Origin of the sequence: Nocardia sp. NPDC058480 (genome assembly GCF_042720495.1) — a bacterium.
In the GTDB taxonomy this organism is placed as follows: Bacteria; Actinomycetota; Actinomycetes; order Mycobacteriales; family Mycobacteriaceae; genus Nocardia.
The window spans coordinates 370811-397405 of record NZ_JBHXMN010000005.1 but is presented as its reverse complement, the minus strand read 5'-3'; the positions used below and the strand labels follow the sequence as shown (position 1 = coordinate 397405).

The window sequence follows — 26595 nt, the reverse complement described above, 5'->3', positions numbered from 1 at the left end:
TCAAGGCAATTCTGTCGGACCGTCCTTGCGGCATTGCGAGATTCTCACGGCAGGCTGTCGAACCGCACGTCGTGGGCCACGGCGGTCGCGTGCAAGCCATCCGCGCTCGGTTGGATGGCGGTCAGGCGCGCACCGAGCGGCAGTTGTCGCAGCGGCACGATGAAGGTCAGGGACTGGCGGAGCAGCGCCAGGGAGATCGTCGGTCCACCGGCCGCTGGTTGGACGGAGACCGGGGTGACCTCGATGCCGGCGTCGGTGGGCGCGACGGTGACGAAGACTGTTGCCGGTACCGAGATACCCGCGACCGAGAAGGTCCCGGTAGCGCGAAGTCCTTCCGGGGTATAGGAAATCGATTCGATTCCTGCCGGGGCGAAGCTCTGCACGATGTCGTAGGGCACCAGGGCGGTCGCGGTCGCTGTGCCCGCGACGAGGTTCGATGTGCGGTTGCCGATCACGTCGGACAGCGGTGCGGAGACGTCGGTCAGCGCGACATCGAGATTGTGGACGGAGATGTTCTGCCCACTCCAGTCGCCGATCCGGATATCGATGGCGCGGTAGTTGCCGTCGACGGCCTGGGTCAGGAACGGGAAACCGCCGATATCGACGCCCGGCTGATGCGGGAGGTTGTATTCGGCGGCGATCTTGCGACCGATCTCGTTCTGCGCCATGACGACTCCGACTCGATCGCCGACGACCAGCGCGATCATCAGCACGACGATCAGTATCAGCAGTGCGCGCATGCGTTCATCATCTCGGCCATCCCACCATCATGCTGTGGATCGTGGCCGGGTGCTGGTTTCGACCCGCGGTCCTGCCACATCTCGGCTGCGAGCGGCCGAAGGGGAGCTGAGATGATCTGATGTTGTGCGGCCCGACTGGGGGCGGCCTTGTTCAGGACGGGATCTCGTGAGCTCCGTTGTACTGGTGATAGCGATCGTGCTGGTTCCGGCGGTGATGTTCGTGGTCCCGTGGTGGGTGCTCGTTGCCGCGCCGACCGGCCGTAGTGGGACCCGGTTTCGGGTCGGCACCGTGGTCTGTGTGGTCGGGTACCTGTGTTTGCCCGTCGCTCTGTTCTTCGGGCACGGGCCGCCGCAGTTCGATCCCGCGACGATCGTCGGTGACGTCCTGCTCGGGGTGTTGTGGGTGGTGTTCGTCTGGTCGCTGATCGGTTCGGTCGTCCGAGGCGCGCTGCGCGTCGCCGGGGTCGAGCGGATTCGCGCCAGTCGGGGCGTGGCGCTCGCTGTGGTGGCAGTGTCGGTGGTCCTTATCGGGTACGGGGTGTACGAGGCGCGGCGGGTGCCGCAGGTTCGTACGGTCGACGTCGCGATCCCGGGTTTGGCCGACGGGCTCGACGGGCTGCGCGTCGTGGTGCTCACCGATACCCACTTCGCCGCGATCGACCGGGAGGAATGGTCGCGAGAAGTAGTCGACGTGGTCAATGCGCAGCGGCCCGACATCGTGGGTCTCGCCGGTGACCTCGTCGACGGTTCGGTGGCCGAGCGCGCCGATCAGGTCGCCCCACTCGCGCGCGTCGAGGCGCCGCTCGGCCGGTTCTACATCACCGGCAATCACGAGTACCTCGACGACGCCCAGGGCTGGATCGACTACATGGCCTCGATCGGCTGGCAGCCGCTGCACAACGCGCATCGGACCGTCGAGCGCGACGGTGACCGGCTCGTTGTCGCCGGAATCGACGACCCCACCGCCGACGTGCCCGGTCACGGTCCCGACCTGCCTGCCGCGCTCGCCGGCACCGACCCCGAGTTGCCGACTGTCCTGCTGGCCCACCAGCCGAAACAGGTCGCCGACAGCGCCGAGGCCGGGGTGGAGCTACAGATCTCCGGGCATACGCACGGCGGTCAGATCTGGCCGTTCCACTACCTGGTCCGGCTCGACCAGCCGGTCGTCGCTGGACTGAGTAGGCACGCGAACAACACTCAGCTCTACACCAGTCGTGGTACGGGGTATTGGGGTCCGCCGATGCGGGTGTTCGCGCCGAGTGAGATCACCGTGCTGGTGCTGCATCCGCAACGGTAAATCTTGCCGCACTACTCATTTCGAGGGGGACGGCGATCGGTCGAGCTCGAGTCGGATGATGTGGTCGTCTCCGGGGTTCGGGTCGCCGCGACCGTCGGTGTTGTTCGTCAGCAGCCAGAGTGCTCCGTCGGGGGCCACGGCGATGTCGCGGAGGCGTCCGTACTCGCCGACGAGATATTCGGTCGACTGGGTGAGGTTGTCGAGCGGGATTCGACGTAGTCGCTCGCCGCGCAGATTCGCGATGTAGAGGGATCCGCCGGTGTTCGTCATCCCACTCGGGCTGGCTTCGGACGGTTTCCACTGCTGAACGGGGTCGATGAAGCCCGCTCGACCGGCGATGCCTTCGACCTCGGGCCAGCCGTAGTTGCCGCCGGGTTCGATGAGATTGAGTTCGTCCCAGGTGTTCTGGCCGAATTCGCTGGCGAACATCCTGCCGTCGGGCGCCCAGGTGATGCCCTGCGGATTCCGGTGACCGTAGCTGTAGACCAGTGAGCCGGGGATGGGGTTGTCGGCTGGTGCTTGCCCGTCCGCCGTCATGCGCAGGATCTTTCCGGCGAGGGCGGCGCGATCCTGAGCGGTCCGGCGCTCGCCCGCGTCGCCGACGGTGGCATACAGCATCCCGTCGGGACCGAAGGCGATCCGGCCACCGTTGTGGTTCGCTGCGGCGGGCAGTCCGGTGAGGATTGTCGTGCCGCCAGCGAGCGCGAGGTTGCCCGGCGCTCCGGTGAGGTCGAATCGTTCGATCCGGTTGTCGTCGGCGGCGGTGTAGTAGGCGAACAACTGCCCCCCGCGCACCGCGATGCCGAGGAGGCCGCCTTCGCCGGAGGCTTCGACATTGTCGACGGTGCCCACCTCGTGTTGTGTTCCGTCGGTGCCGATTTCGAGGATCCGGGCGCTGTCCCGCTCGCTCACCAGTGCGGTGGTGCCGTGGAAGGCGATCGACCACGGCGCGTCGAGCTCGTCGGTGACGGTGGAGTTGCGTTCCGGCGAACCGGTCCGGGTGCTCGGCTGCTCGGAGCTGTCGGTCGGGGCGCACGCACACAGCAGGCCGACGGCGGCGGACACGACGAGAAACGCGGCAATGCGGGACTCCATGACGTCGAGGTTAAGCCCGATGTCCGGCCGGGTGCCAGGTGCTGTGAGGGGGTATTCGCGGCATGCCCCGGCTACCCGATCCCGCCGGTGGTTCATCCCACCTTGTAGGTGCCCGCGCCCGCGGCGATGAGGCGACCGCCGTCGGTGGCGACGATGTCGACCCGGCAGGTGCTGAGGTGGCGGCCGGCGCGCAGGCGAGTGCCGATGATGTCGATGCTTTCGGCGTGGGCGGGCTGGATGAAATCGATGGACATCGAGACCGTCACCCCGCGCAATTGTTCGGGGAGTCGGGCTCCGGCCCAGGCCGCGGCCATGATTCCGATGTCGATGCATCCTGCGAGAGCGCCGCCGTGGACCATGTCGCCGACAGTGACGAGTTCTTCCCGGAAGGGCATGCGCAGGCGGGCCAGGCCTTCCTCGATGTCGACGAGTTCGATGCCCATGTGCCGGACGAAGGGGGATTGGGGGAGGAACAGAGCCATGGCTTCGCTGCCGGTGCGAGGGAGTTGCGGAGAAAGGGTCATCGGGACTCCTATCGGAAGTTGACTACGATATCGGAACGAGACTACGGTATTTGGTATGACGTTGGAACCCCCCACCGACCGACGCAAGCGGCGGACCCACACCGCCGTGCTCGACGCCGCGCAGGTCCTGTTCCTTCGAGAGGGCTACCGCGGCACCACCATCGACATGCTCGCCGCCGAGGCCGACGTAGCGGTCAGCTCGATCTACGCCAATTTTCGCGAGGGCAAGGCCGACGTGTACGCCGCGCTGGCCTGGCGCATAGCGACCCTGCACGCGGACGCGATGTCCGCACCGATCGGCAGCGAATCGACCCCGCGTGACGAGGTCGCCGCCGTATACGACCGCTACGTCGCCTTCCATCGGGAGAATCCGCTCGCATTGCGAATTCTCGCGCTGACCGACGTCGACGTCAGTGAATCCGAACTGGCGACGACAGCGAAGGCGCGGATCGACGATGTGCTCGGCGGCTTGATCGAATCCTTCGCCGCCGCAGTGCGACTGGTGGGCTGCGATGTCGAACCCCATGCGCTGGTGATGGTTTCGTGGGCAGCGGTGAACGGGGCCTACTCGCTGTTCCAGCGCCGGATCGTCGACGAAACAACCCTGGAAGCCATGCTCGGCATCGCCCGAGCCGATCTGCTTTCCCACGTAGGAGATGACCATGAGGCGTGATGGCGAATTGAGCCGAATGCGGCAGATCCGCACCGCGGGTTCGGCATTGGGCGTACAGACCACGGCCTTGCCGCATCTGATCCGGGGCCTGCGTCGGGAGGGCGACGGTTCGGGTTGGGCGGCGCCGGTGCCACCGGATTCGCGACTGTGTCGGTCGGCACTGGAAGAAGCCACGCAGACACTCACTCCCGCGCTGCTCGCCCACAGCTTGCGATGCTGGGAATTCGGCATGGCCCTGGCGCAGGTGGACAACCTGCGGCCCGACCCCGAGGCGCTCTACGTCGCGTGTGTGCTGCACGACGTTGCGGTGGGGGAGCCGGACGATCCCGCAGCGGGATGTTTCGCTCTGCTCGGCGCACAGCACGCTCGCGCGTTCGTCCTCGACCGTGGCGCCACCCCTGAGTTGGGTGCGTGTGTCCATACGGCCATCGCGCGCCACATGGACCCGGCGACTCCGCGTGACCGCGGCGCGGAAGCGGCGTTACTGCACGACGCCGCCCATCTGGATGTCACGGGTTTGCGTGCCCACCACTTGGATTCGCGTCAGCTCGCCGCCGTCGACGCCCGCCACCGCAGGAACGGATTCGCCGCTGAGTTCACCGCGGCCATGCGACGCGAGGCGCACCTCCGGCCGCGTTCGACAGCGGCGACGCTCTGGTACTCGGGAATGCGGGCAGCCATCGCGCTGAACCCGCTGGATCGCTGATCCGCGTCAGCTCAGCGCGCCCCGACGATGCGTAGGGCCATGTCGGCGTAGGCGTCGGCGATGTCCTCGGGGCTCCAGTCGCCCTCGTCGCGGTACCAGCGGGCGATGTCGATGCCGAGCGAGAGCAGCGCGACCCCGGCCATGCGCGGGCTGGGGGTGTCGAAGACGCCCGCCGCGACGCCCCGCTCGACGAGCGCGCGGATCTCCCCGTCGATCCGGTGGCGGATATCGAGGATCTCGGCGTAGTGCTCGGGGGTGAGCGCGGACAGTTCGTAGTTCACGATCCTGGCGCCGGTGTGCCCTCTGGCATGGTGAACAGCGAAGGCGTGCACCACATTTCGCAGCGCGGTGGCCGGTTCGCCGGACGACTCGACTCCCTTCAGCACGAGGTCGAGGGTGGCTTCGTGCCCGGACCGCGAGATCAGATAGAGCAGCTCTTCCTTGGATTTGTGATGCACGTACACCGCGGCGGGGCTCAAGCCCGCGGCCGCGGCGATGTCGCGCGTGGTGGTGCCGTTGAAGCCCTTCTCGGCGAACGCGGCGATGGCTGCGTCGAGTAGGCGCGCGCGGGTCGCATCGGAGCGGGCTTCTGTCATATCGGTCATCGCTGGGTCATTATCTCGCCCCGGAATCGCATCCCTCGGATCAGGTGGTGTGACGTGGATTACAGGTGCCCACATATTGACGGCCGCCGCCGGACTGTTGCACCATGCTGACTAAGCAAGCGCTTACTTAATTGAGGAGATTCGATGCCGGAAGCCGTGATCGTCGCCGCTGCCCGTTCCCCGATCGGCCGGGCGGGCAAGGGGTCGCTCAAAGACATGCGCCCCGATGATCTGACCGTTCAGATGGTGCAGGCCGCATTGGCGCAGGTACCGGCGCTGGATCCCGCCGAGATCGAGGACCTGGTGCTCGGCTGCGGGCAGCCCGCGGGGGAGTCCGGCTTCAACATGTCCCGGGTGGTCGCGGTACTGGCGGGGCTCGACGCGGTGCCCGGAACGACGGTCAACCGCTATTGCTCGTCGAGCTTGCAGAGCACCCGGATGGCGCTGCACGCGATCAAGGCCGGGGAGGGCGATGTCTTCATCTCGGCCGGTGTGGAGACCGTGAGCCGCTATTTCAAGGGCAACGCCGACGGTCTGCCCGACACCCAGAATCCGTTCTTCGCCGAGGCCGTGACGCGCACCGAAGGACGGGCCGCGGGTGGCTCGACCTGGGGCGATCCGCGCATCGATGGACTGGTTCCCGACGTGTACATCGCGATGGGGCAGACGGCGGAGAACGTCGCCCAGCACACCGGCATCACCCGCGCGGAGCAGGACGCGTTCGGTGTCCGGTCGCAGAATCTGGCGGAGAAGGCGATCGCCAATGGCTTCTGGGCCACCGACATCACACCGGTGACGTTGCCGGACGGCACGGTTGCCAGCACGGATGACGGTCCGCGCGCGGGCGTCACCCTGGAAGCGGTCTCGACGCTGAAGCCGGTGTTCCGGCCGGACGGCACGGTCACCGCGGGCAACTGTTGCGCCCTCAACGACGGCGCGGCCGCCCTGGTGATCATGTCCGACACCCGGGCGAAGGAGCTCGGGCTCACCCCGTTGGCCCGGGTCGTCAGCACCGGTGTCTCGGCGCTGTCTCCCGAGATCATGGGCCTCGGCCCGGTCGAAGCGTCGAAGAAGGCGCTGCTTCGGGCGGGTCTCACCATCGATGACATCGACCTGGTGGAGATCAACGAGGCTTTCGCGGTGCAGGTGATCGGCTCGGCCCGCGAGCTCGGCATTCCCGAGGACAAGCTCAATATCAACGGCGGCGCGATCGCGGTGGGACACCCGTTCGGCATGACCGGCGCTCGCATCACCAGCACCCTGATCAACTCACTGCGCTTCCACGACAAGCAGTTCGGCCTCGAGACCATGTGTGTCGGCGGCGGTCAGGGTATGGCGATGGTGCTGGAGCGTCTGTCGTGACCGGCCGATTCGCGGGCAAGACCGCGATTGTGACCGGCGCGAGCCGCGGAATCGGGTTCGGCATCGCCGAGCGACTGGTGGCCGACGGGGCGAAGGTCGTGATCACCGCGCGCAAGCAGGACGCGCTCGATGACGCGGTCGAGCAGTTGGGCGGCGCGCAGTGTGCGCTCGGTGTGGCCGGACGCGCCGACGACATCGAGCATCAGGCCGATGTGGTCGCTCGTGCGATCGAGGCGTTCGGCAGCGTCGATCTGCTGGTCAACAACACCGGCATCAACCCGGTGTACGGACCGATGATCGAGATGGACCTCGCCGCGGCCCGCAAGATCATCGAGGTCAACTGCCTCGCCGCCCTGTCGTGGGCGCAGCAGGCGCACAAGGCGTGGATGAACGAGCACGGCGGCGCGATCGTCAACGTCTCCTCGGTCGCCGGGTTGCGGCCCGCGCCGGGCATCGGCTTCTACGGTGCCAGCAAGGCGATGCTCACCTACATCACCCAGGAGCTGGCCGTCGAGCTCGGCCCGAATATCCGGGTCAACGCAGTGGCGCCCGCGGTGGTGAAGACGAAGTTCGCCACCGCGCTCTACGAGGGCCGCGAGCAGGAACTCGCCGATACCTACCCGCTCAAACGGCTCGGCGTGCCCGAGGACATCGCAGGCGCGGCGGCGTTCCTGCTCTCCGCCGACGCCACCTGGATCACCGGCCAGCTGCTGGTCGTCGACGGTGGCGTGACCCTGACCGGCGGCGTCTGAAACATCCGCTCGGACAGCCGAAGACACATCAAACCCTGGAGGAATGACTCGATGAGTATCACCAACACCGCCATCGTCACCGGTGCTGCCCGCGGAATCGGTGCCGGCGTGGCCCGCCGACTGGCCGCGGACGGATTCGCCGTGGCCGTGATCGATCTCGACGAGGCCGCGGGCAAGCCGGTGGTCGCCGAGATCGAGGCCGCCGGTGGACGTGCGATCGCGGTCGGCGCCGACGTCGCCGACGAGGCCGCCGTGCAAGCCGCTGTCGAGCGGGTCACCGCCGAGCTCGGCGCACCCACCGTGCTGGTCAACAACGCCGGTGTCCTGCGCGACAACCTGCTGTTCCGGATGACCGCCGACGACTGGGACACGGTGATGAACGTGCACCTGCGTGGGTCGTTCCTGATGACCCGGGCGGTCCAGAAGCACATGACCGCGGCCGGTTTCGGACGCATCGTCAACCTGTCGAGCACCTCGGCGCTCGGCAACCGTGGACAGGCCAACTACGCGGCGGCCAAGGCCGGGCTGCAGGGGTTCACCAAGACCCTCGCCTTCGAGCTCGGCAAGTTCGGCATCACCGCCAATGCGGTCGCGCCCGGTTTCATCGAGACCGAGATGACCGCGGCGACGGCGGCGCGCATGGGTATCTCGTTCGAGGACCTCAAGGCCGGGGCCGCTGCGGAAATCCCCGTTGCTCGTACCGGCGTGCCCGACGATATCGCGCACGCGGTGTCGTTCTTCGTCAGCGAGGGCGCCGGTTTCGTCTCCGGCCAGGTGCTCTACGTGGCGGGCGGGCCGAAGGCATGAGGACCTTCCACGGCATCGCCGAGCTCGAAGCCGCTGTCGGCACGCACCTGGGCTACTCGGACTGGCACACCGTCGCCCAGGAGCAGATCGATACCTTCGCGGATGCCACCGGTGATCACCAGTGGATCCATGTCGATCCGGCGAAGGCGGCACAGGGCCCCTTCGGCAGCACCATCGCGCACGGCTATCTGACGCTGTCGCTGGTCCCGGACCTCGTCGGGCAGATCTATCGGGTCGATGGCGTCAGCATGGGTGTCAACTACGGCGCCAACAGGCTTCGGTTCCCGGCCCCGGTGCCGGTCGACTCGAAGGTTCGCGCCGGTGTCGAGCTGCTCTCGGTCGAGCCCGGTGGTGGCGGACATATGGTCACCGCGAAGGTCACCGTCGAGCGCGAAGGCGGCGACAAGCCGGTGTGTGTGGTCGAGACCGTGTCGCTAGTGGTGGCCTGATGGCGATTCAGACGGAACTTCCCGGTCTCGATCTCGGTCGCTTCTCGTCGTGGTTGCGTACCGAAATCCCCGATGTCGGCTCGCCGATCAGCGGTCGGCTGATCGCAGGTGGGAAGTCCAACCTGACCTATGAGGTCACCGACGGCACTCGGCAATGGATCGTCCGTCGTCCGCCGCTGGGCCACGTGCTGGCCACCGCACACGACATGGCACGCGAGTACCGGGTGATGGCGGCGCTGGCGCCGACCGCCGTCCCGGTGCCCGAGATGTACGCGCTGTGCCATGACGAGGACGTTCTCGGCGCGCCGTTCTATGTGATGGAGCGGGTCGACGGCACGCCGTATCGGGATGCCGCCGAGCTGGTCGCGCTGGGACCCGAACGGACCAGGGCGATCTCGACCGGTCTGATCGACACCCTCGCCGCACTGCACGCCGTCGACCCGGCGGCGGTCGGCCTGGCGGACTTCGGTCGGCCGTCGGGTTTTCTCGCGCGCCAAGTGAACCGGTGGCGCAAGCAGCTCGACGCATCGCACACGCGCGAGCTGCCCGCGGCCGTCGAGCTCCACGCACGTCTCGCCGCCGATGTTCCGACCGAGTCGGCCGTCGGGATCGTGCACGGCGACTTCCGCCTCGACAACGTGCTGACCGACGCCGACGACCGTCCCGCTGCCGTCATCGACTGGGAGATGGCCACGCTCGGCGACCCACTCACCGACCTGGCGTTGATGATCGTCTACGGCCGCCTGGCATCCGGCACCTCGAGCAACGCGAACGTGGCGGACGCGTCTGTCGCGCCCGGCTTCCTGTCCGAAGCCGAGATCATCGCGCGCTATACGGCACGCAGCGACCGCGACATGTCCCGCTTCTGCTTCTACCTGGGTCTGGCGGCCTTCAAGCTCGCCGCGATTCTCGAGGGCGTGCACTACCGCTACCTGCACGGCCAGACCGTGGGCGCGGGCTTCGACAGCATCGGTGCCGCGGTCGAACCGTTGCTCGAAACCGGCCTCGCCGCACTACATTTCGAGGTCGACGAGAACACGCCGGCCGGCAGTGAGCCGCGCGGTGAACGGGAGGCACGATGACAGTCGACGAACTCGGGCGCAAGATCGAGGAGTTCCTCGCCGCCCATGATCCGGCCACCACCGAGCGCCTGGAGTTCCTGCGCGCCCGCTACGACGCGGGCCTGGCCTGGGTGTACTTCCCGCCCGGCCACGGTGGGCTCGGTCTGCCGCATGCCAGGCAGGTCGAGGTGGACCGTGCTTTCGAGGAAGTGGGCGCACCCGACAACAACCCCGCTGGCAACGGTATCGGGCTCGGCATGGCAGCGCCGACGATCCTGGCCTACGGGACCGACGAGCAGAAGCGACGCTTTCTGCGGCCGCTGTGGACCGGCGAGGAAATCTGGTGCCAGCTCTTCAGCGAGCCGGGCGCCGGTTCGGATCTCGCGAATGTGAGCACCCGCGCGGTGCGCGACGGCGAGAGCTGGGTCGTCGACGGGCAGAAGGTGTGGACCTCGGGGGCGCACCTCGCGCAGTTCGCGATCCTGCTCGCCCGCACCGACACCGGCCTGCCCAAACACCGTGGCATGACATATTTCCTGTGCGATATGACCGATCCCGGGGTGGAGGTCCGGCCGCTGCGTCAGATCACCGGGGAGGCCGAGTTCAACGAAGTCTTCCTCACCGAAGTCCGCATTCCCGACGCCCAGCGTCTCGGCGGCGAAGGTGACGGATGGCGGGTTGCCAACGCGACGCTCAATACCGAGCGGGTCGCGATCGGCGGCAGAGCCAGTGACCGCGAGTCCGGGATCGTCGGTGTGGTCACCGAGACCTGGCGCGCGCACCCCGACCAGCGCACGCCCGAATTGCACGACCGGCTGCTGCGCCTGTGGGTAGACGCCGAGGTCGGGCGACTCACCGGTATGCGGCTGCGGCAGAAGCTGGCTCAGGGCAGGCCGGGTCCGGAAGGCGCGGCGATGAAGCTGACCTTCGCCCGGGTCGCCCAGCAGCTGTCCGGTCTGGAACTGGAGATCCTCGGCGAGGAAGGCTTGCGCTACTCGGACTGGACCATGGTGCGGCCCGACCGGGTCGATTTCAACGCCCGTGACGCGGGCTACCGCTACCTGCGCGCCAAAGGCAATTCGATCGAAGGTGGCACCTCCGAAATTCTGCGCAACATCGTGTCCGAGCGGATTCTCGGCCTGCCACCCGAGCCGCGGACCGACAAGGACCGACCATGGAAGGAGGTCGCCCGATGACCGACCTGGATCTGCTCTACACCGACGTCGAGGACGACCTGCGCAACGTCGTGCGTGCTGTGCTCGCCGCGCACTGCGATCCGGTCGCGGTGACGGCCCTCTACGACGGTGACCGGTCGCTGGTCGAAAGCCTGTGGAAGAACATCGCCGTCGACCTCGGTCTGGCCGGGCTGCTGGTCCCCGAGGACCGCGGCGGTGCGGGAGCGTCGGCGCGGGAAGCCGCGGTCGTGCTCGAGGAACTCGGCCGATTCGCGGCGCCGGTGCCGTTCCTGACCAGCGCGGTCGTGGCGACCACCGTGCTCCTCGACACCGACGGTCCGCTGCTCGGTCAGGTGGCGGCGGGGGAGCGGACCGCGGCCCTCGTGACCCCGTTGTCCACGTCGGCCCACGGGGCGTTCCCCACGGTGTCCCTCGGTCCGGACGGCCTGACCGGTCGCATCACCAGTGTGGCCGGTGCGCTCGAGGCCGATGTTCTGCTGGTTCCGGTCAGCGTTGCCGATGGCATTGCCGTGTATGCCGTTTCGGCCGAGCACGCCGACATCACCCCGGTGATCTCGCTCGACATGACCAGGCAGCTGGCCGACATCACCTTCGATGCCGTCGCGGGCGAGCAGATCGTTTCCGACGGCGAGTCCTCGGTGCGTCGCGCGCTCGAGGCGGGCACCGCCCTGCTGGCTTCGGAGCAATACGGTGTTGCCCGTTGGTGTCTCGATGAGACCGTGGCCTATCTGAAGGAGCGCCGCCAGTTCGGGCGTGTGGTCGGCGGCTTCCAGGCGATCAAGCACCGGCTGGCCGACCTCTATACCGCGGTCGAGTCCGCCAACGCCGCCGCCAGATACGCCGCGGCCGCCCTCGCCGCGGACGACGCCGACACCCTGGTGGCAGCCAGTGTGGCGCAGGCGTTCTGTGGCGATCTCGCGGTACTCGCGGGCGAGGAAGCCGTGCAGCTACACGGCGGTATGGGCATGACCTGGGAGCACCCGGCGCACCTGTACCTCAAGCGTGCCAAAGCCGACCAGATCGCCTTCGGCACAGGTGGCGTTCATCGGTCCCGCCTGGCAGATCTGCTCGATATACCCGGCCCGCGATAAGGCCGTCGCGCGTGCCTATCCGACCTGTGCCATGAGGTCGTGGGCGGCGGCGACCGGGGCGTTGGTGACGTTGCCTGCGTGAGTGTTCAGGCCCAGTGCGAGGCTGGGGTCTTCCGCGCAGGCGCGTTCCCACCCCTTGTCGGCCAGGGCAACCACGTAGGGCAGGGTGGCGTTGGTCAGCGCGTAGGTGGAGGTGTGCGGCACGGAGCCCGGCATGTTCGCCACGCAATAGAACGTCGACGCGTGGACCTGATAGATCGGATCCGCGTGGGTGGTCGGGTGAGTGTCGTCGAAGCAGCCGCCCTGGTCGACCGCGATATCGACCAGCACCGAACCCGGTTTCATCTGCGCGACCAGCTCGTTGCTCACCAGCTTGGGTGCGGCGGCGCCGGGGATCAGGACAGCGCCGATCACCATGTCCGCCGCGCGGACCTGCTCGGCGATCGCCAGCTTCGACGATGCCAACCCGCGCACGCGGTTGTTGTAGCGCCAGAACGACATTCGCAGTTTGTCGAGGTCGGTGTCGAGCAGCGTCACGTGTGCGCCCATGCCCAGGGCGATGTTGGCCGCGTTCTGGCCCGCGACCCCGGCCCCGATGATGACCACCTTGGCCTGGTCTACCCCGCCGACGCCACCGAGCAGTACCCCGCGACCGCCGTAGGGCTTCATCAGCGCGTGCGCGCCCACTTGCGGCGCCAGGCAACCCGCGACTTCCGACATCGGGTACAGCAGCGGCAGTGCGCCGGAGGGCAGTTGCACGGTCTCGTAGGCGATGGCCGTAACCCGTTGCGCCAGTAGCTGTTCGGTCAACGGCCGGTCTGCCGCCAAATGCAGGTAGGTGAACAGGACCAGTCCTTCACGCAAGCGGTGATATTCCTGCGCGACGGGTTCCTTGACCTTCAACACCAGCTCCGACTCGGCCCAGACGGCGTCGGCTTCGGCGAGGATCTGCGCTCCAGCCGCGAGGTATTCGGAGTCGGGAATCGACGATCCCGTACCTGCCCCCGCTTCGATGATCACGTGATGACCGCTCGACACCAGTTCGTGCACACCGATCGGCGTGATCGCTACGCGAAATTCGTTGTTCTTGACTTCTTTGGGGACACCGATGCGCACGGTAGCTGCTCCTTACGGATGATCGAGTTCTGATCCCAGAATCGAGGATCACCACGGCAATCGGCGAGAACACCTGCATGATCAGCGGATATCGGTCTCAGGGCCGAGTATCCTGCGATCATGGCGTCGCGAGAGCAACACCGCCCGCAACACGTGCGGCCGTTCCGAGGGTTGCCGTCGAACCTCGACGACATCGACCGCAGGCTGCTCGCCGAACTCGCCGAAGACGCGCGCGTTCCCAACAATGTCCTGGCGGCGCGGGTCGGCATCGCCGCGTCGACGTGTTCGCTGCGCCTACGCAGGCTCCGCGAACTCGGTGCGATCCGCGGTTTCTACACCGACATCGCCCCGGAGGCATTGGGGTTGCCGCTCCAGGCGATGATCTCGGTGCAGGTGCAACCGGCGGCTCGGGCCCGGATCGGTGAGCTGAGTGCCAAGCTCGCCGCCCTGCCCGGCGTGGTGAATGTGTACTTTCTCGCGGGCACCGTCGACTTCTTGATCCAGGTGTCGGCGGCCTCGCCGGACGCGTTGCGCGAGTTCGTGACTCGGGAACTCAGCGCGACCCGCGAATTCGCCTCGACCGAGACAAGTTTGGTCTTCGAGCACATTCGCAGCCCGCAGCCCACGCTCTGACGGCGGATCGCGCCGAGCCCGCGCCCGGCGTCGGGACGGACTCTCTGCGACGATGGGCCCATGAGCACCACCACCCGACCGGGTGTGATCACCGCGGGCACGCTGGTTCTGTTGTCGTCGCTGTATTTCGCGCAGGGCCTGCCGTTCGGCTTCTTCACTCAGGCACTGCCGGTGGTGCTGCGCGAATCGGGCTATTCGCTGGTGGCGATCAGCGCCTCGGGCGTGCTGTTCCTGCCATGGGCGCTGAAGTTTCTCTGGGCGCCCTATGTCGATCGGTACGGTACCCGGCGCACCTGGCTGTTGGTGCTGCAACTGCTGTCGGCCGCGGTCGCGATGGTGCTGGCCTGCATGGATCTGTCGTCCTCGCTGCGCTGGATGTTCGTCGGCATCGTCGTGGTGAACCTGCTCTCGGCGACCCAGGACGTGGCCACCGACGGTTTGGCGGTGCGCCTGCTCGGTCCGCGTCAGCGTGGGCTGGGCAACGGCATCCAGGTCGGTGCCTATCGCGTCGGGATGATCGTCGGCGGTGGTGCTCTGCTGTGGTTGTACGCGTTGGCCGGCTGGCGGGCTCTGTTCCTCGCCATGGCAGCACTGATCGTGCTCACCACGGTGCCGGTATGGCTGCTGCGCGAGCCGGTCGTTGACCGTCCGCCGCGGGCGAGGCCCACGCAGCTGCTCGGCGCCTGGTGGACCAGATTGCGCCGCCCCGGCATCCTCGCCTTCATCGCGCTGATCGGCGCCTTCAAATTCGGTGACTCGATGGCCGCGGCGCTCACCGGACCCTTCCTGTCCGACGCCGGCCTCGATCTCGGCGAGATCGCCCTGATCAAAGGTGTTCTCTCCTCGGCGGGCGCGCTGGCGGGTGCGGCGCTGGGTGGCTGGCTGGCCTACCGTTTCGGCCGCCGGAAGGCGCTGCTGATCGGCGGTGTCACCCAGACCGCGAGCATCGCGCTGTATCTGTTCGCCGCCCTCGGACTCGGTGGCTTCGAACTTCTCGTCACCGCCAGTCTGGCCGAGCACGTGTTCGGCGGTGCCGCCACCGTCGCCGTCTTCGCCCTCATGATGGACGCCTCCGAACCCGACCACGCGGGCAGCGACTACACCCTGCTCGCCTGCGCGATCGTCGTCGTCCAAGGCGTGGCGGGGATGGCCGCGGGCGTCGTCGGCGAGCTGGCCGGATACCCCACGCTCTTCGCCACCGGTCTCGTTCTCTCCGGGCTCGGGTGCGCCGCGATGATCCTCGGCCTGTCCCGCGGTCTCGGGCCCGCCAACCTGCACCAGGCCCTCGCGCCGAGAGAAAGTCCGCTACCCGCTGTCGGCCGCGACGAGCGCGCCGACAGATAGTCCGGCGACGGCCGCGCAGTCCACCCGGAAATCCCGCCCTCCGCATCGGCCCTGATCATGCGCCGAACCCGGTTCGCTGGGCTATCTTGAGTCCGATGTGCTCGCCCGAGATCGTTCGTCTCGCCCAGGAGAGTGCGCCACAGCCGAGTCGGCGGGCCGCGCTCGGCCTCGCGGGGCTCACCGCGCTGGCCGCGGTGGCGCCCGCGCCCGCCGTCGCCGCGCCGCGTTCCGGCGTCGTCGACCTCACCCACACGCTGACGCCGCAACTGCCGGTGTGGCCGGGTAATCCGCCGATGGTCATGGTCCCGGTGGCCTGGCACGTCTCGGGTGGGTTCGGGCAGTACGCGCTCGGGTACTGGGAGCACACCGGAACCCATATCGACGCGCCCGCCCATCGGATTCCGGGCGCTACCACGACCGAGGCTCTCGTCGTCGACGACCTCGTCGCGCCGCTGGTCGTCATCGATATCAGTGCCAAGGCCGCCGTCGACGCCGACGCGGTGGTGACCGTCGCCGATCTCGACAGCTGGCGATCGCAGCACGGGGACATTCCGGAGCGGGCTTTTGTCGCGATGTATTCCGGGTGGGAACGTCGCATCGCCCAACCGTCGACCTTCCTCAATCTCGACGAGCGAGGAATGCCGCACGCGCCGGGTTTCTCCGCCGAAGCCGCGCAATACCTTGTCGCGCAGTGCGGGATCATCGGCGCCGGTGTCGATACGCTGAGCCTGGATTGTGGTGCCGATCCCGAATACGGTGCGCACACAGCCCTTCTCGGTGCGGGGCGCTACGGTGTGGAGATGCTCGCCAACCTCGCCGCGGTACCGCCGACGGGCGCGACAGTCGTCGTCGGCGCACCGAAACACGCAGGCGGTACGGGTGGACCGTGCCGGGTTCTCGCGCTCACCTGACCCGCATCACCAGTCCGGTCGACCGATCGAAAGCCGGTGCTGGAAAACATTTCTCGGATCCGCGTCCGCCTTGACGCGAAGCAGTCGCCGGTAATTGTCGCCGTAATAGAAGGCATGCCACGGTAGGCCGGAGGTGTTCCACGCGGGATCGGCCAGATCCGGGTCCGGATAGTTGATGTAACTGCCGCCGTAAGCCTCGTTCGGCACCGGAACACCGCCGGTGTCGGCGTGGACGTCGCGATACATCGAGCGCGCCCAGCGCAGATATCGCTCGTCGTCGAAGGGCAATCGCCACGATGCGTGGATCATCATCTTCATGAACGAATCCCGCGCGGGCATCGCCGTCGCGTCGGCGGTGACGGCATTGATCGCGCCGCCGAACGGCAGGAATTCGAGCTGGGATTCGCCGAGGAAGCGGAGATCGGTGAGGTAGCGATAGAAGATGCGGAGTTGTTCGGGGGAGTACGCCTTGCGTAGATAGGCGGCTTTCACTTTGACCCGTGTCGTGTTCACGCCCTTGGCGTAATACACCTGGTCCAGGGTGTCCGGGTAGGACAACCGGGTGACCGGGGTGAGTATTCCCGGCGGGAACACGCCGTCGCTCACCGTATCGACGAATTCGTCGAAACGCGTTCGCGCGTCGGGTGTTTCGGCATCGAGCAGGATCAGCATGTCGGCCGCGCCGGTGCCGGTCGTCCTGATCATCAGCGGCGCGTAGAGACCGGCGAATTCATCACCGGGCGCACTGTGGCGTTCGAAGAACCCGAGGTAGTTCCCGAGTAATCGGACGAACGAGTCCTCGGTCGTGATGGGCAGGATCAGTCGCGCGCTCAGCATGCTGCCCGGCGGTTTCGGCAGCGCGCGCTCCGGGTCGGAGCCGTCGGATTCGGGCGAGCGGAGCAGGAACCGGGTCACCACACCGAAATTGCCGCCCCCACCACCGGTATGCGCCCACCACAACTCGTGGTCGGGGCCGTCCTTCGTCGCGACCACCACTTTCGCGGTGCCATCGGCATCGACGGTGACGACTTCCACCCCGGCCAGATGATCGGCGACGAGCCCGTACCGCCGTGACAACGGGCCATAGCCACCACCGCAGACATGACCGCCCATCCCGACGCCGAGGCAGATCCCACCCGGCACCGTGACGCCCCAGCGGTGCAGTGCGTGGTAGACGGTGCCGATGTCGGCACCGGCGTCCACCGAGAACGCACGGTGGCGCTCGTCCCAGCGCACCGCGTTCAGTCGGCCGAGGTCGATGATCGACCGCGTCTGCGCGTTGTCGACGAAATTGTCGAAGCAGTGTCCGCCCGAGCGTGCCGCGATCCCCGCGCCCGCACCCACCGCCCTGGCGACCGCGCTGCGCACCTCCTCGGCGCTGGTCGGCACATAGATCTTCGCCGGTTGGGCGACGAATCGCCGGTTGTACCTGCGCGAGACCAGCGACCGGAACTCGCCCGAACCGAGCACCCGCTCCTCAGCGCGCCCCGCGGGCATTCCGAGCGCGGCCACTGTGCCACCGACCGCGGCCGCGGTGATCAACTTTCGACGTGAGAGCGACACCGGATTCCTTCCGCGCCACGTGTTCGAGATGAATCAGCTCGGACACTAGCGGAATCGCCGAGGCCGCGGACGCCCGAAATGCGGCGGGGTCGCAGCGGTTGTGAGTTCGATATCTACCGCTCAGTTCGGCGGATCGGTGGGACGGAGGTAGACGGGGTGCCCGGCGGTGAGGTTGTTGTACAAGATGCTGAGGTCCAGCGCGTCCGTGGTCGGTTTCTTCGGGCGTGCGCTGCGGTCGACCTGGCGGTGTAGGGCTTCCATCTTCTCGTCGAGCTGGGTGGCGACCTCGGCTGCCTGGGCGAGGTCGGTGCGCAGGTTCGGGGGCACCTCGCCGCGGTATTTGTAGTAGATCTTGTGTTCGAGGCTGGCCCAGAAGTCCATCGCGATCGTGCGGATCTGGATCTCGACCGGAATCCGTTCGGTGCGGTCGGAGCGGAACACCGGGATCGAGACGATCAGGTGCATGCTCTGGTAGCCGTTCGGCTTGCGGTGGGTGATGTAGTCGCGCTCCTCGAGGACCGTGATGTCTTCCTGACCGGCCAGCATGTCCCTGATCGTGCCGATATCGGAGATGAAGCTGCACACCACCCTGACCCCGGCGATATCGAGCACGTTGTCCCTGATGGCGGCCAGATTCATCGCGTAATTCTTGCGACGGACCTTCTCGAGGACGCTTTCGGGCGACTTGAGCCGCGAGCCCACGTGCTCGATCGGGTTGTACTCGTGGGTGTTGTTGAAGTCCTCACGCAAGATGTTGATCTTGGTCGTCACCTCGTCGATCGCGAACTTGTAACCGAGCATGAAGTCGACGAACTGCTCGCGCAGCACCCGCAGGTCGTCGAAGCCGACGCCTTCGCCGTTGCCGAGCGGGCTGTCACCGGTGCTGGGATCGCGCTGCCAAGGTTTCATCGATCTCCATTGTGCCGTTCTTCGGGCGAACACCTCGACGAGTGCGTGCGGCATCACGGTGGCACGTCTCACACGTGCGGTGCCTGACGGCGGGCACCGGCACGCGCGCGGTCCCAGCGCTCGGCCTGCTCAGAGGTCGAGGACGAGGCGTTTTCCCGCGCAGCGCGAGACGCACGCCAGCGTGACTCCCGCGTCGTGTTCGTCGGGGGTCAGCGCGCCGTCGCGATGGTCGGGTATGCCGTCCACGACGCGGACCACGCAGGTGCGGCAGAAGCCCTGGCGACACGAGTAGGGCTGGTCGGGGCGCACCGTCAGCAGTGCGTCGAGCATGGTCTGGTCGGCGGCGACGGGGACGACCTCGCCGGTGCTGGCCAACTCCACTTCGAACGCGGTGCCGTCGACAACAGGCGCGGGGGAGAACCTTTCGGAGTGGAACTCGATGCCCGGCATCGTGCGCACGGCGGCGACCAGGGCGGCTGTCATCGGGGTCGGTCCACAGCAGTAGATCGCTGTGTCGTGGTCGACACCGTCGAGAAGATCTGTGGCACTCGGTGTTCCGTGCTCGTCGTCGGTCCGCACCACGACGTGTCCGGAGAGTTCGGCGAGCTCGTCGAGGAACGGCAGGGTGTCGCGGCTGCGCCCGCAGTAGACCAGAGTCCAGGCGATGCCGAGCCGGTCGGCGGCACGGGCCATCGCCAGAATCGGGGTGATGCCGATGCCACCGGCGACGAAATGCAGGCGTTTCGCCGACGAGCCACGTCCGGGCGGCGCGAACGGGAACGCGTTGCGTGGCCCGCGGATCACCACTGCGGTGCCGACCGGGAGCTCATCATGAACCTCGATCGACCCGCCGCCGCCGTGCGGAATGCGGCGCACCGCGATGCGGTACTCCCCGGTCTCGGCGGGGTCGCCGCACAGCGAATATTGGCGTAGGCGCCCGGACGGGAGCTCGATGTCGATATGCGCGCCCGGCGTCCACCGTGGCAGCTGAGCACCATCGGGGGTGCGCAGCCCCAGATTGATGACGGCCTGATCCTCGGCCACCAGCAGTCGGTCGGTGACGACCACCGGGAAGCGGGCGTCGTCGGTCCTGGTGAGGATGGGACGGCGGTTGATCAAAGTCGACCAGCGGATGCGCAGGTTGGCCACGGCGTCGATCGCCCTGGTGGTCGGATCCGTATCGTGCTTGCCGTAAAGGTCCGGCGGGATCACGGTGGGCGCGGGATATACGGTCACTGTGCCGCCGCCCTGGCCGCAGGCGACTTGGCGAGATAGGCGATCGCCTGTTCGGTCGACCCGACCGACGCCGGATCGTAGCGCGGGTTGAACGTGGATCCGGCACTGATCATCAGCGCCGGAATACCCGGCAGCGCCCCGCGCCACATCGCCCCGAAGATCTTCCAGATCAGCCTGGGATAGCCCATGCTGGGCAGTTCGGGATCCTGATTGACCAGGAATTTGGTGCCGCGCACGAGCAGACTGAGCAGGATCGGGATGACGATCAGCATCATCCCCGCACGCCGCAAGTACCCGGCTCCGAAGTAGATCGCGACATCGTGGGCGACACTGCGGTGTTCGACCTCCTCGGCGCCGTGCCAGCGGAACAGGTCGAGCACGCGGGGCTCGGCACCATGAGATTCCAAGTCGGCGTTGAGAATCCAGTCGCCGAGCCAGGCGAAGAAGTGCTCGAGGCTGGCGATGAACGTCAACCGTTCGACTAGGCGAGTCTGCGCCGCTTGCGGGCTGCCCTCGCGCGCGCCGAGTGAGTTACGGAAGACGTACTCCATCTGGCGGGTATACGGCGCGGTGTCGATGTGGTGGGCGGTGAAAACCTGGTCGAGCACCTTGGCATGGGTTTCGGCGTGCATCGACTCCTGGCCGATGAACCCGAGCATGGCCTCGCGCACCTTGGCGTCGCGCACGTAGGGCAGCGCGTCGCGGTAGGTGGCGCAGAACATCCGCTCGCCCTCGGGCAGCAGTAGGTTCAGCGAGTTCACCACGTGCGAGGCGATCGGCTCGGACGGCATCCAGTGCAGTGGTGCCGAGGTCCAGTCGAACTTCACATTGCGAGCCTGCAGTGCGACATCAGGTGCGCGCACGGTCCTGGGCGCGCGACGGAACGAGAGTTTCATCGGGTCTCCTGTGCGAGAGCGGAGTTGTCGTGGCCGGCGCGCAGGAACCTTCCGGTTCCCCAGTCCGCGCCGATGCCTGGCGTTACTTCGCCGGCGCCGAAGACACGGCGGCCGTTGACGACGGTCGCGACGACAGCGCGGTCGTTGCGGTTGACCATGCGGTCGAGCCCGAACTCGGGCAGTGGAGCCTCATGGAGCTGGTGCACCTCGTCGTCGAGCCCGGCGGGGTCGATCACGACCAGGTCGGCCCGGTCGCCCTGACGCAGGTGACCGGCGTCGATCTGATACCAGTCGGCGAGCTCGCCGGTGAGCCGGTGGACGGCACGTTCGGTGCTCAGGAACGGCTTGCCGGATTCCTGTGCGCGCAACACTCTTTCGAGCAGGCGCAGCGGGAAGTTGTAGAACGACATGTTGCGCAGGTGCGCACCCGCGTCGCCGAACCCCATCTGCACGCCGGGGCTGGCGGCGAGCTTGTTCAGGTAGCCGGGGCGATCGTTGGCGATCGTGGTGCGCCAGCGCAGCGCGGAACCGTATTCGACCACCATGTCGAGGTAGGCGTCGACCGGGTGCAGGCCACGGTCCTTGCCGACCTGCCCGATCGACTTGCCGACCACTGATTCGTCGGGGCAGGCGATGATCTCGGCGTCGAAGAAATCGCGGTGCCAGATGCGCGGGGTGAACTTGTTGTCGTACTGCTTACGGAACCAGCGCCGGTACGGCTCGCTCTGGAGCAGCTCGTTGCGTTCGACCTGATCCTTCAGATGCAGGGCCGCGGCACCGGCACCGAACTCCTCGAATACCACCAGGTCGATGCCGTCGGCGTAGACGGTGAACGGCACGGGCAGGTGCTGCCACCGGAAATTGGTGCGGGCGAACCGATTCAGCAGCGGCGCGGCGTAGAGCATGAACCACACCAGCGGCGGGTAGGCCTTGGAGTCGGCCGCCGACAGCAGCGTGGTGCGCAGCCTGGGCCTGCCGATGCCCGCACTGGCGAGGAAGAACTTGGCGATGTTGGGGTTCAGGCTGACCGTCGGGGCACTCTGCAGAACCCGGCCCCGCTTGCGCAGCACCTTGTTGAGCGCGCGCACCTCCTTGCCACGGGTATAGGTCGACGGCAGCGACCGCGACCGGTATTCGTCGCCGTCGATCTTGTCGAGTTTGTTCGTCATCGACGACAGCCCGAGGAAGCCCGCGTCGACCGCGGATTCGAGCAGGGTGGTCATCTGCTCGAGCTCGGCAGCGGTGGGTTTGGTGTCGCGGGTGACCGCGCGGCCGAGCCCGAGCACATGCGTGCGCAGGTCGGAGTGGCCGAGGAACGCGGCGACATTGGGGCCAAGCGGCAGCGAGTCCAGTGCCTTCGCGTACTCGCCCGGATCCGACCAGGTGCGGTGCTCGTCCAGGGCATCGTGCACCGCATCGCGCGGCACGGCTTCGACGCGGCTGAACAGATCCGCGCAGTCGGCGTTGGACGACAGCACGGTCGACAGCGAGCAGTTGCCGACGACCACCGTGGTGACGCCGTGGCGCAGCGACTCCGACAGCTCCGGCTTGATCAGCATCTCGGCGTCGTAGTGGGTGTGCACATCGACGAAACCGGGCAGCACCCACTTGCCCGCGGCGTCGATCACCTCGGTGTCGGCGCCGATCGGCAGCGCATCCCGGGAAACGGCCGCGACGATGCCGTCGCGGATACCGATCGTGCGCTGCGCGGAGGGGGCTCCGGTGCCGTCGAACCAGCGACCGTCGGTAATGACGATGTCGAAGTCGAGCATTGGCTTGTCTCTCATTCGTCGCTACTTGGGCTGGGCCTGGATGAACGCGTCGGCGTATTCGGCGATCGCGGCGGGGTCGGCGTAGGGCAACCAGTGCCCGCGCGGCAGGTCGTGACGAACGACCTGTTCGGCCCACTGCGCGGTGTCGTCGTAGCCGGCGGGGCGCACGGCGATGTCGCGGGTGTTGACCAGCAACTGCACCGGCACGGTGGTGCGGCGTTCCCGCGGCTCGAACATGCGGGCGATGATGTTGGCCTTGTAGAAGCGCAGCCCCGAGATCATGTCCTTTTTCAGCGTCGGCGCCAGCGAGATCTGATCAGCCGACGTGCCCTCGATCACGCGAAGGAACAACTTCCAGATCTTCTCGGTGCCGACGAGCCGGAAGAACAGGCCCGGCAGGATCGGCAGCATGAAGAAGGTGGTGTAGGCCGAGGACAGGCACTGGCTGAGCGTGCCCAAGATCCCGCGCGGGGTGCCCGACAGCACACCACGACGCATCCAGGTGGCCAGGTGGTCCAGGTTCGGGCCCGAGATCGAGGTGAACGACGCGACGTACTGGTCCGCGCCGGGCTCGCACACCGCTTCCCAGATCTGGACCGAGCCCCAGTCATGGGCTACGACGTGCACGGGTTCGGTGGGGCTGACGGCCTCCACCACGGCGAAGAAGTCGGTCGCGAGTTTGCTCAGCTGATAGGCCGAGACCTGGGTCGGCGCGCTGGACTCGCCATAACCGCGGGTGTCGTAGGAGATCACCCGATATTTGTCCGACAACAGCGGAACGACGCCGTCCCAGAGGTGGTGGGTGTCGGGCCAACCATGGACGAGGACGACCGGAATGCCGTCCTCGGGGCCGAATTCGTAGACAGCGAGCGAGATGTCGCCGTTGCGCACCCGATGTGTTCTGGATGACGCTGCCACGGGATGGTCGTGACCGGTTTCGCGCGTCATACGAGACTCCTTCCGGCACGGGGCTACGTTGCTCCGTGCACAATCAATAGTACCGTCGGTACCATTGTCTGGTACGCGTGGTACCGGAAATATCTTGAGGATCTGGAAGGCCGCTGTCAACAAGGCCGCTGAGTCCGCCGCGATACGGTGGCCGATCCATCGCCGAACGCCGCTATCCTGGCCGTACGCGAAGGGCGGATCAGGGAGAACAGTGACTACATCGTCTAGACCGGTTCGCCGGTCGCCCGTACGGTTGCTCACCCGCGACCAAGTCATCGCGGGTGCGGTGCGGTGCATCGACCGCGATGGACCCCAGGTGAGCATGGAAGCGCTCGCTCGGGAGATGGGTGTCGCCAAACCGCGTCTGTACCGCATGTTCGCCGACAAGTCCGAACTCGACGGCGCGGTCTCGGATTGGCTCGTCGCGCAGATCTACGCCGCCGTCGCGCCGGATCTCTCGCTGATCATGCAGCCGCCACGGGCCACGATCCATCGGTTCCTCACTGCCTACGCCGGGGTTATCGCCGAGCACCCCGATGTGTTCCGGTTCCTCGTCCTCACCCAGAGTGTGTCGAGCGCCGACCCGTCTGCTCGGCCATTGGACATCGGTCGGCGCCTCTCCCACGATCTGGCCGAGCGCAGCCGCAGTGTGCTGTCCTCGGTCGCACTCGATACCGACGGTATCGATCATCTGCTGCGCGGCATCGTCGGTTTCGTCATGGCCGTCACCGACCTGTGGCTCGACACCGATCCCGTCCCGCTGCCGGAACCGACGGCACTGTTCGTCGATCGGACGACCAATGCCGTCGTCCAACTGTTCGACGGCTTTCTTCGAGAGAAGGGCGTCGTCATCGAGCCCGATATGTCGGTGGCAGCGACCTTGGCCACCATCACCGAAACAGCGCCGCCGCTCGACTGACCTCGGTTGCCTCCGCTGCATCCACGGAGGCAACCGTCGGCGCTGGGTCAGACCTTCATCTCGTACGTCCCGGCCAGCGCGCGCGCCTTGCCGAGGACACGCTCGAAACGAGCGTTGTCGAACACGGGGCGACGAACCAGGTCGAGGGCCCGGCGCTGCTGGGTGGGGGTGGCGGTCGGCTTGTTGTGCAGGTTGAGCGCGTTCGCGGAGAACGTGCGCACGAAGGCGTCGAAGATCTGGTCGATCACCGCCGGATCGGTGCCGTCGATGCGCGCCTGCTCCAGTACCAGCTGCGCGTAGGGCACCGCGGTGAACAGCTCACCGAACGCGAACAGGAAGTCCACGTCCTGCTGCTGCGACGACGTCGGTGCGGCGACCGCGAGCAATGCCTGTAGCGCGAGGACCTGCTCGAGGAATACCGCCACGTTCGGAACGTCGCTGAAGCTCTCGAAGACCGGGCGCCAGTCCGCGAAGCGAATCCGGCCCAGACCACTGCTCGGGCCCTGCCGGAACAGGAACTCGTCGTCGGCGGTGTCGTGCCGCGATGGCACCGGAGCGTAAGCGGCACTGGCGAATTCGGCACGCAGCGGTTTCACGACCGCGCCGAGGCGCGGGGTGATCTTGCGGCTCGACCAGCTCAGCGCACCGGCGACCGCGCGGGTGGTGCCCTTGGAAGCCACCGAGGCGCCCGGCAGCGACTGCATCGCGGCAAGGCCGGCATCGGCGGGGTGGAACATGTAGTTGGCCATGAACTTCAGCGACAGCGCCATGTTGACGTGGACGGTGCCCTCGAGTCGCGGGAGGCCGAACATGGCCATCACCGCGACCGGGAAGTACATGTCGTTCTCGAACCCGCGCGCGGCGATCACGTCGGCGAGGTCCTCGATCACGCGCTGTCCCTGGCGGGTCACCGACATCTTCTCGATGGCGTTGAACAGCAGGTAGCGACGATCATCCGGCGATGCCGACCGCATGTAGTCCACCGCGCGGGCGCTGTAGAGCTTCATCGCGGCGATGCGCGCGTAGGAATCGGTGATCAGCGCCCGGACCTGCGGGAACTCGGTGACCCTGTGCCCGAACAGGATCCGGTTCTCAGCGTGGTTGATCGCCTCGTAGAAGGTGTGCTCACAGGCGCCGACCGCGCCGAAGCCGAGGTTGAACTTGCCCACGTTGACCGTGTTCATGGCCGCGTGGAACGCGTCCTCGCCACGGTGGAGGATGTCTTCCTCGGCGACGGGGTAGTTCTCCAGATCGAAAGCCGCGACATAGATCTGGCTGTTGACGACGTTCTTGCGCAGCTTGTACGCGTCGTGCTGGGAGTCGGCGACGAAGAAGAGATACCCCTCGTAATCCTCCTGCGTCGGCTTGCCCCGCAGCGCCGCGGCGCTGTCGATGATCGGCTTGTCCGAACGACGGCCGAATACCGAGACCATCGAGGCCAGGTTGCCGTTACCGATGTAGTGCTTGCCGCCGGTCGCGGTGTAACCACCGTCGGGCTGCGGATCGACGATCATGTCGGTGGAGTACACGTCGGCGCCGTGCTCCTTCTCCGAGAGTCCGAACGCGAAGATCTCACCGGAGTCGAGTTGCGCGGCGGCCTTCTTCTTGGCCGCGGAGTTGGCGCTCTGCCAGATCGGGCCCAGACCCAGGATGGTGACCTGCCAGATGTACCAGTAGGTCATGCCGTAGAAGCCGAAGATCTGGCTCAGCATGGCGTTGCGCGAGGTGTCCCAGCGCTTGTTCGGGTCGCCGTCGGCCTCGGCCGCGGGGGTGAGGAAGGTGGCGAACAGGCGCTCGCGCTTGACGAAGTCGAGGAAGTCCGACGGCCAGACGCGGGACCGATCGTCATCGAGTAGCTGGGTTTTGCCGCGCGTCTCGAACCAGTCGACCGTCGCGCGCAACAGCCTGCGCGTCTCCGGATCGAACTGCGCGAAGTCGGCGGTGTTCGGGTTGAAGAAATCCTGGGGCATCGTCGCTCCTCCTGCGGGGG

Annotated in this window: 26 protein-coding genes; 14 read left to right on the top strand and 12 right to left on the bottom strand. The window is 67.1% G+C overall.

Going from position 1 to position 26595, the window contains the following annotated elements; genetic code table 11:
* Positions 1-44: 44 nt before the first annotated feature.
* On the bottom strand, positions 45-740 hold the full coding sequence (locus ACFWO8_RS16090) for a DUF2993 domain-containing protein (protein WP_378950658.1): 696 nt from the start codon (positions 738-740) through the stop codon (positions 45-47).
* A gap of 166 nt (positions 741-906) precedes the next feature.
* On the opposite strand from ACFWO8_RS16090, the gene ACFWO8_RS16085 reads away from it, so the two are divergent.
* A complete protein-coding gene (locus ACFWO8_RS16085; RefSeq protein ID WP_378950655.1) occupies positions 907-2037 on the top strand; it encodes a metallophosphoesterase in 1131 nt (376 codons plus the stop codon).
* A 15-nt stretch (positions 2038-2052) separates the two neighbouring features.
* Here the strand turns inward: ACFWO8_RS16085 and ACFWO8_RS16080 are convergent, their stop codons facing one another.
* Both ACFWO8_RS16080 and ACFWO8_RS16075 read right to left on the bottom strand, forming a co-directional pair.
* Positions 2053-3132, bottom strand: a complete 1080-nt coding sequence (locus tag ACFWO8_RS16080; protein ID WP_378950652.1) for a PQQ-dependent sugar dehydrogenase — start codon at positions 3130-3132, stop codon at positions 2053-2055.
* Between the two features lie 92 nt (positions 3133-3224).
* Positions 3225-3656: a PaaI family thioesterase gene (locus ACFWO8_RS16075; RefSeq protein ID WP_378950649.1), complete on the bottom strand. Its 432-nt coding sequence runs from the start codon at positions 3654-3656 to the stop codon at positions 3225-3227.
* A 55-nt stretch (positions 3657-3711) separates the two neighbouring features.
* Here ACFWO8_RS16075 and ACFWO8_RS16070 point away from each other — a divergent pair, with 55 nt between their 5' ends.
* Both ACFWO8_RS16070 and ACFWO8_RS16065 read left to right on the top strand, forming a co-directional pair.
* Positions 3712-4329, top strand: a complete 618-nt coding sequence (locus ACFWO8_RS16070) for a TetR/AcrR family transcriptional regulator (protein ID WP_378950646.1) — start codon at positions 3712-3714, stop codon at positions 4327-4329.
* Positions 4319-5035 (top strand): hypothetical protein, encoded by a 717-nt coding sequence (locus ACFWO8_RS16065; protein ID WP_378950643.1) that lies wholly within the window; start codon positions 4319-4321, stop codon positions 5033-5035. The genes ACFWO8_RS16070 and ACFWO8_RS16065 overlap by 11 nt, the downstream gene beginning before the upstream one ends.
* Before the next feature lie 11 nt (positions 5036-5046).
* Here ACFWO8_RS16065 and ACFWO8_RS16060 read toward each other — a convergent pair whose 3' ends face one another.
* Positions 5047-5640 (bottom strand): TetR family transcriptional regulator, encoded by a 594-nt coding sequence (locus ACFWO8_RS16060; RefSeq protein WP_378950640.1) that lies wholly within the window; start codon positions 5638-5640, stop codon positions 5047-5049.
* A gap of 144 nt (positions 5641-5784) precedes the next feature.
* Here ACFWO8_RS16060 and ACFWO8_RS16055 point away from each other — a divergent pair, with 144 nt between their 5' ends.
* From ACFWO8_RS16055 to ACFWO8_RS16025, 7 genes are read left to right on the top strand one after another with little or no spacing between them, the layout of a single operon-like run.
* Positions 5785-7002, top strand: coding sequence for an acetyl-CoA C-acetyltransferase (locus ACFWO8_RS16055; RefSeq protein ID WP_378950637.1), 1218 nt, complete (start codon positions 5785-5787; stop codon positions 7000-7002).
* A complete protein-coding gene (locus tag ACFWO8_RS16050) occupies positions 6999-7754 on the top strand; it encodes an SDR family oxidoreductase (protein ID WP_378950634.1) in 756 nt (251 codons plus the stop codon). Before ACFWO8_RS16055 ends, ACFWO8_RS16050 begins: the two co-directional genes overlap by 4 nt.
* A 51-nt stretch (positions 7755-7805) precedes the next feature.
* Positions 7806-8561 carry an SDR family oxidoreductase gene (locus tag ACFWO8_RS16045; protein WP_378950631.1) on the top strand — a complete coding sequence of 252 codons (756 nt, stop codon included), beginning with the start codon at positions 7806-7808 and terminating at the stop codon, positions 8559-8561.
* Positions 8558-9010: a MaoC family dehydratase gene (locus ACFWO8_RS16040; protein WP_378950628.1), complete on the top strand. Its 453-nt coding sequence runs from the start codon at positions 8558-8560 to the stop codon at positions 9008-9010. Before ACFWO8_RS16045 ends, ACFWO8_RS16040 begins: the two co-directional genes overlap by 4 nt.
* Positions 9010-10092 (top strand): phosphotransferase family protein, encoded by a 1083-nt coding sequence (locus ACFWO8_RS16035; protein WP_378950625.1) that lies wholly within the window; start codon positions 9010-9012, stop codon positions 10090-10092. Before ACFWO8_RS16040 ends, ACFWO8_RS16035 begins: the two co-directional genes overlap by 1 nt.
* Positions 10089-11267, top strand: a complete 1179-nt coding sequence (locus tag ACFWO8_RS16030; protein WP_378950622.1) for an acyl-CoA dehydrogenase family protein — start codon at positions 10089-10091, stop codon at positions 11265-11267. Before ACFWO8_RS16035 ends, ACFWO8_RS16030 begins: the two co-directional genes overlap by 4 nt.
* Positions 11264-12358 carry an acyl-CoA dehydrogenase family protein gene (locus tag ACFWO8_RS16025; protein ID WP_378950619.1) on the top strand — a complete coding sequence of 365 codons (1095 nt, stop codon included), beginning with the start codon at positions 11264-11266 and terminating at the stop codon, positions 12356-12358. The genes ACFWO8_RS16030 and ACFWO8_RS16025 overlap by 4 nt, the downstream gene beginning before the upstream one ends.
* A gap of 15 nt (positions 12359-12373) precedes the next feature.
* Here the strand turns inward: ACFWO8_RS16025 and ald are convergent, their stop codons facing one another.
* Positions 12374-13474, bottom strand: a complete 1101-nt coding sequence (gene ald / locus ACFWO8_RS16020; protein ID WP_378950616.1) for an alanine dehydrogenase — start codon at positions 13472-13474, stop codon at positions 12374-12376.
* Between the two features lie 120 nt (positions 13475-13594).
* Here ald and ACFWO8_RS16015 point away from each other — a divergent pair, with 120 nt between their 5' ends.
* The 3 genes from ACFWO8_RS16015 to ACFWO8_RS16005 all read left to right on the top strand — a co-directional run bounded on the left by ACFWO8_RS16015 (position 13595) and on the right by ACFWO8_RS16005 (position 16362).
* Positions 13595-14107, top strand: a complete 513-nt coding sequence (locus ACFWO8_RS16015) for an Lrp/AsnC family transcriptional regulator (RefSeq protein ID WP_378950609.1) — start codon at positions 13595-13597, stop codon at positions 14105-14107.
* A gap of 60 nt (positions 14108-14167) precedes the next feature.
* A complete protein-coding gene (locus tag ACFWO8_RS16010) occupies positions 14168-15451 on the top strand; it encodes an MFS transporter (protein WP_378950605.1) in 1284 nt (427 codons plus the stop codon).
* Positions 15452-15546: 95 nt separating this feature from the next.
* Positions 15547-16362, top strand: coding sequence for a cyclase family protein (locus ACFWO8_RS16005; protein ID WP_378950602.1), 816 nt, complete (start codon positions 15547-15549; stop codon positions 16360-16362).
* Between the two features lie 6 nt (positions 16363-16368).
* Here ACFWO8_RS16005 and ACFWO8_RS16000 read toward each other — a convergent pair whose 3' ends face one another.
* The 6 genes from ACFWO8_RS16000 to ACFWO8_RS15975 form a co-directional block, all read right to left on the bottom strand.
* On the bottom strand, positions 16369-17925 hold the full coding sequence (locus tag ACFWO8_RS16000; RefSeq protein ID WP_378950598.1) for an FAD-binding protein: 1557 nt from the start codon (positions 17923-17925) through the stop codon (positions 16369-16371).
* 120 nt (positions 17926-18045) lie between these two features.
* Positions 18046-18834, bottom strand: a complete 789-nt coding sequence (locus ACFWO8_RS15995) for a GTP pyrophosphokinase family protein (protein WP_378950595.1) — start codon at positions 18832-18834, stop codon at positions 18046-18048.
* A 129-nt stretch (positions 18835-18963) separates the two neighbouring features.
* A complete protein-coding gene (locus ACFWO8_RS15990; RefSeq protein ID WP_378950592.1) occupies positions 18964-20070 on the bottom strand; it encodes a PDR/VanB family oxidoreductase in 1107 nt (368 codons plus the stop codon).
* Complete coding sequence (locus ACFWO8_RS15985) at positions 20067-20966, bottom strand: metal-dependent hydrolase (protein ID WP_378950589.1); 900 nt, start codon at positions 20964-20966, stop codon at positions 20067-20069. Before ACFWO8_RS15985 ends, ACFWO8_RS15990 begins: the two co-directional genes overlap by 4 nt.
* Positions 20963-22738: an amidohydrolase family protein gene (locus tag ACFWO8_RS15980; RefSeq protein WP_378950950.1), complete on the bottom strand. Its 1776-nt coding sequence runs from the start codon at positions 22736-22738 to the stop codon at positions 20963-20965. Before ACFWO8_RS15980 ends, ACFWO8_RS15985 begins: the two co-directional genes overlap by 4 nt.
* Before the next feature lie 21 nt (positions 22739-22759).
* Entirely contained in the window at positions 22760-23686 is a 927-nt protein-coding gene (locus ACFWO8_RS15975) for an alpha/beta fold hydrolase (protein ID WP_378950586.1), read from the bottom strand.
* Between the two features lie 211 nt (positions 23687-23897).
* Here ACFWO8_RS15975 and ACFWO8_RS15970 point away from each other — a divergent pair, with 211 nt between their 5' ends.
* Positions 23898-24605, top strand: coding sequence for a TetR/AcrR family transcriptional regulator (locus tag ACFWO8_RS15970; protein ID WP_378950583.1), 708 nt, complete (start codon positions 23898-23900; stop codon positions 24603-24605).
* Between the two features lie 47 nt (positions 24606-24652).
* Here the strand turns inward: ACFWO8_RS15970 and ACFWO8_RS15965 are convergent, their stop codons facing one another.
* Positions 24653-26575, bottom strand: a complete 1923-nt coding sequence (locus tag ACFWO8_RS15965) for an acyl-CoA dehydrogenase family protein (RefSeq protein WP_378950580.1) — start codon at positions 26573-26575, stop codon at positions 24653-24655.
* Positions 26576-26595: the final 20 nt, after the last annotated feature.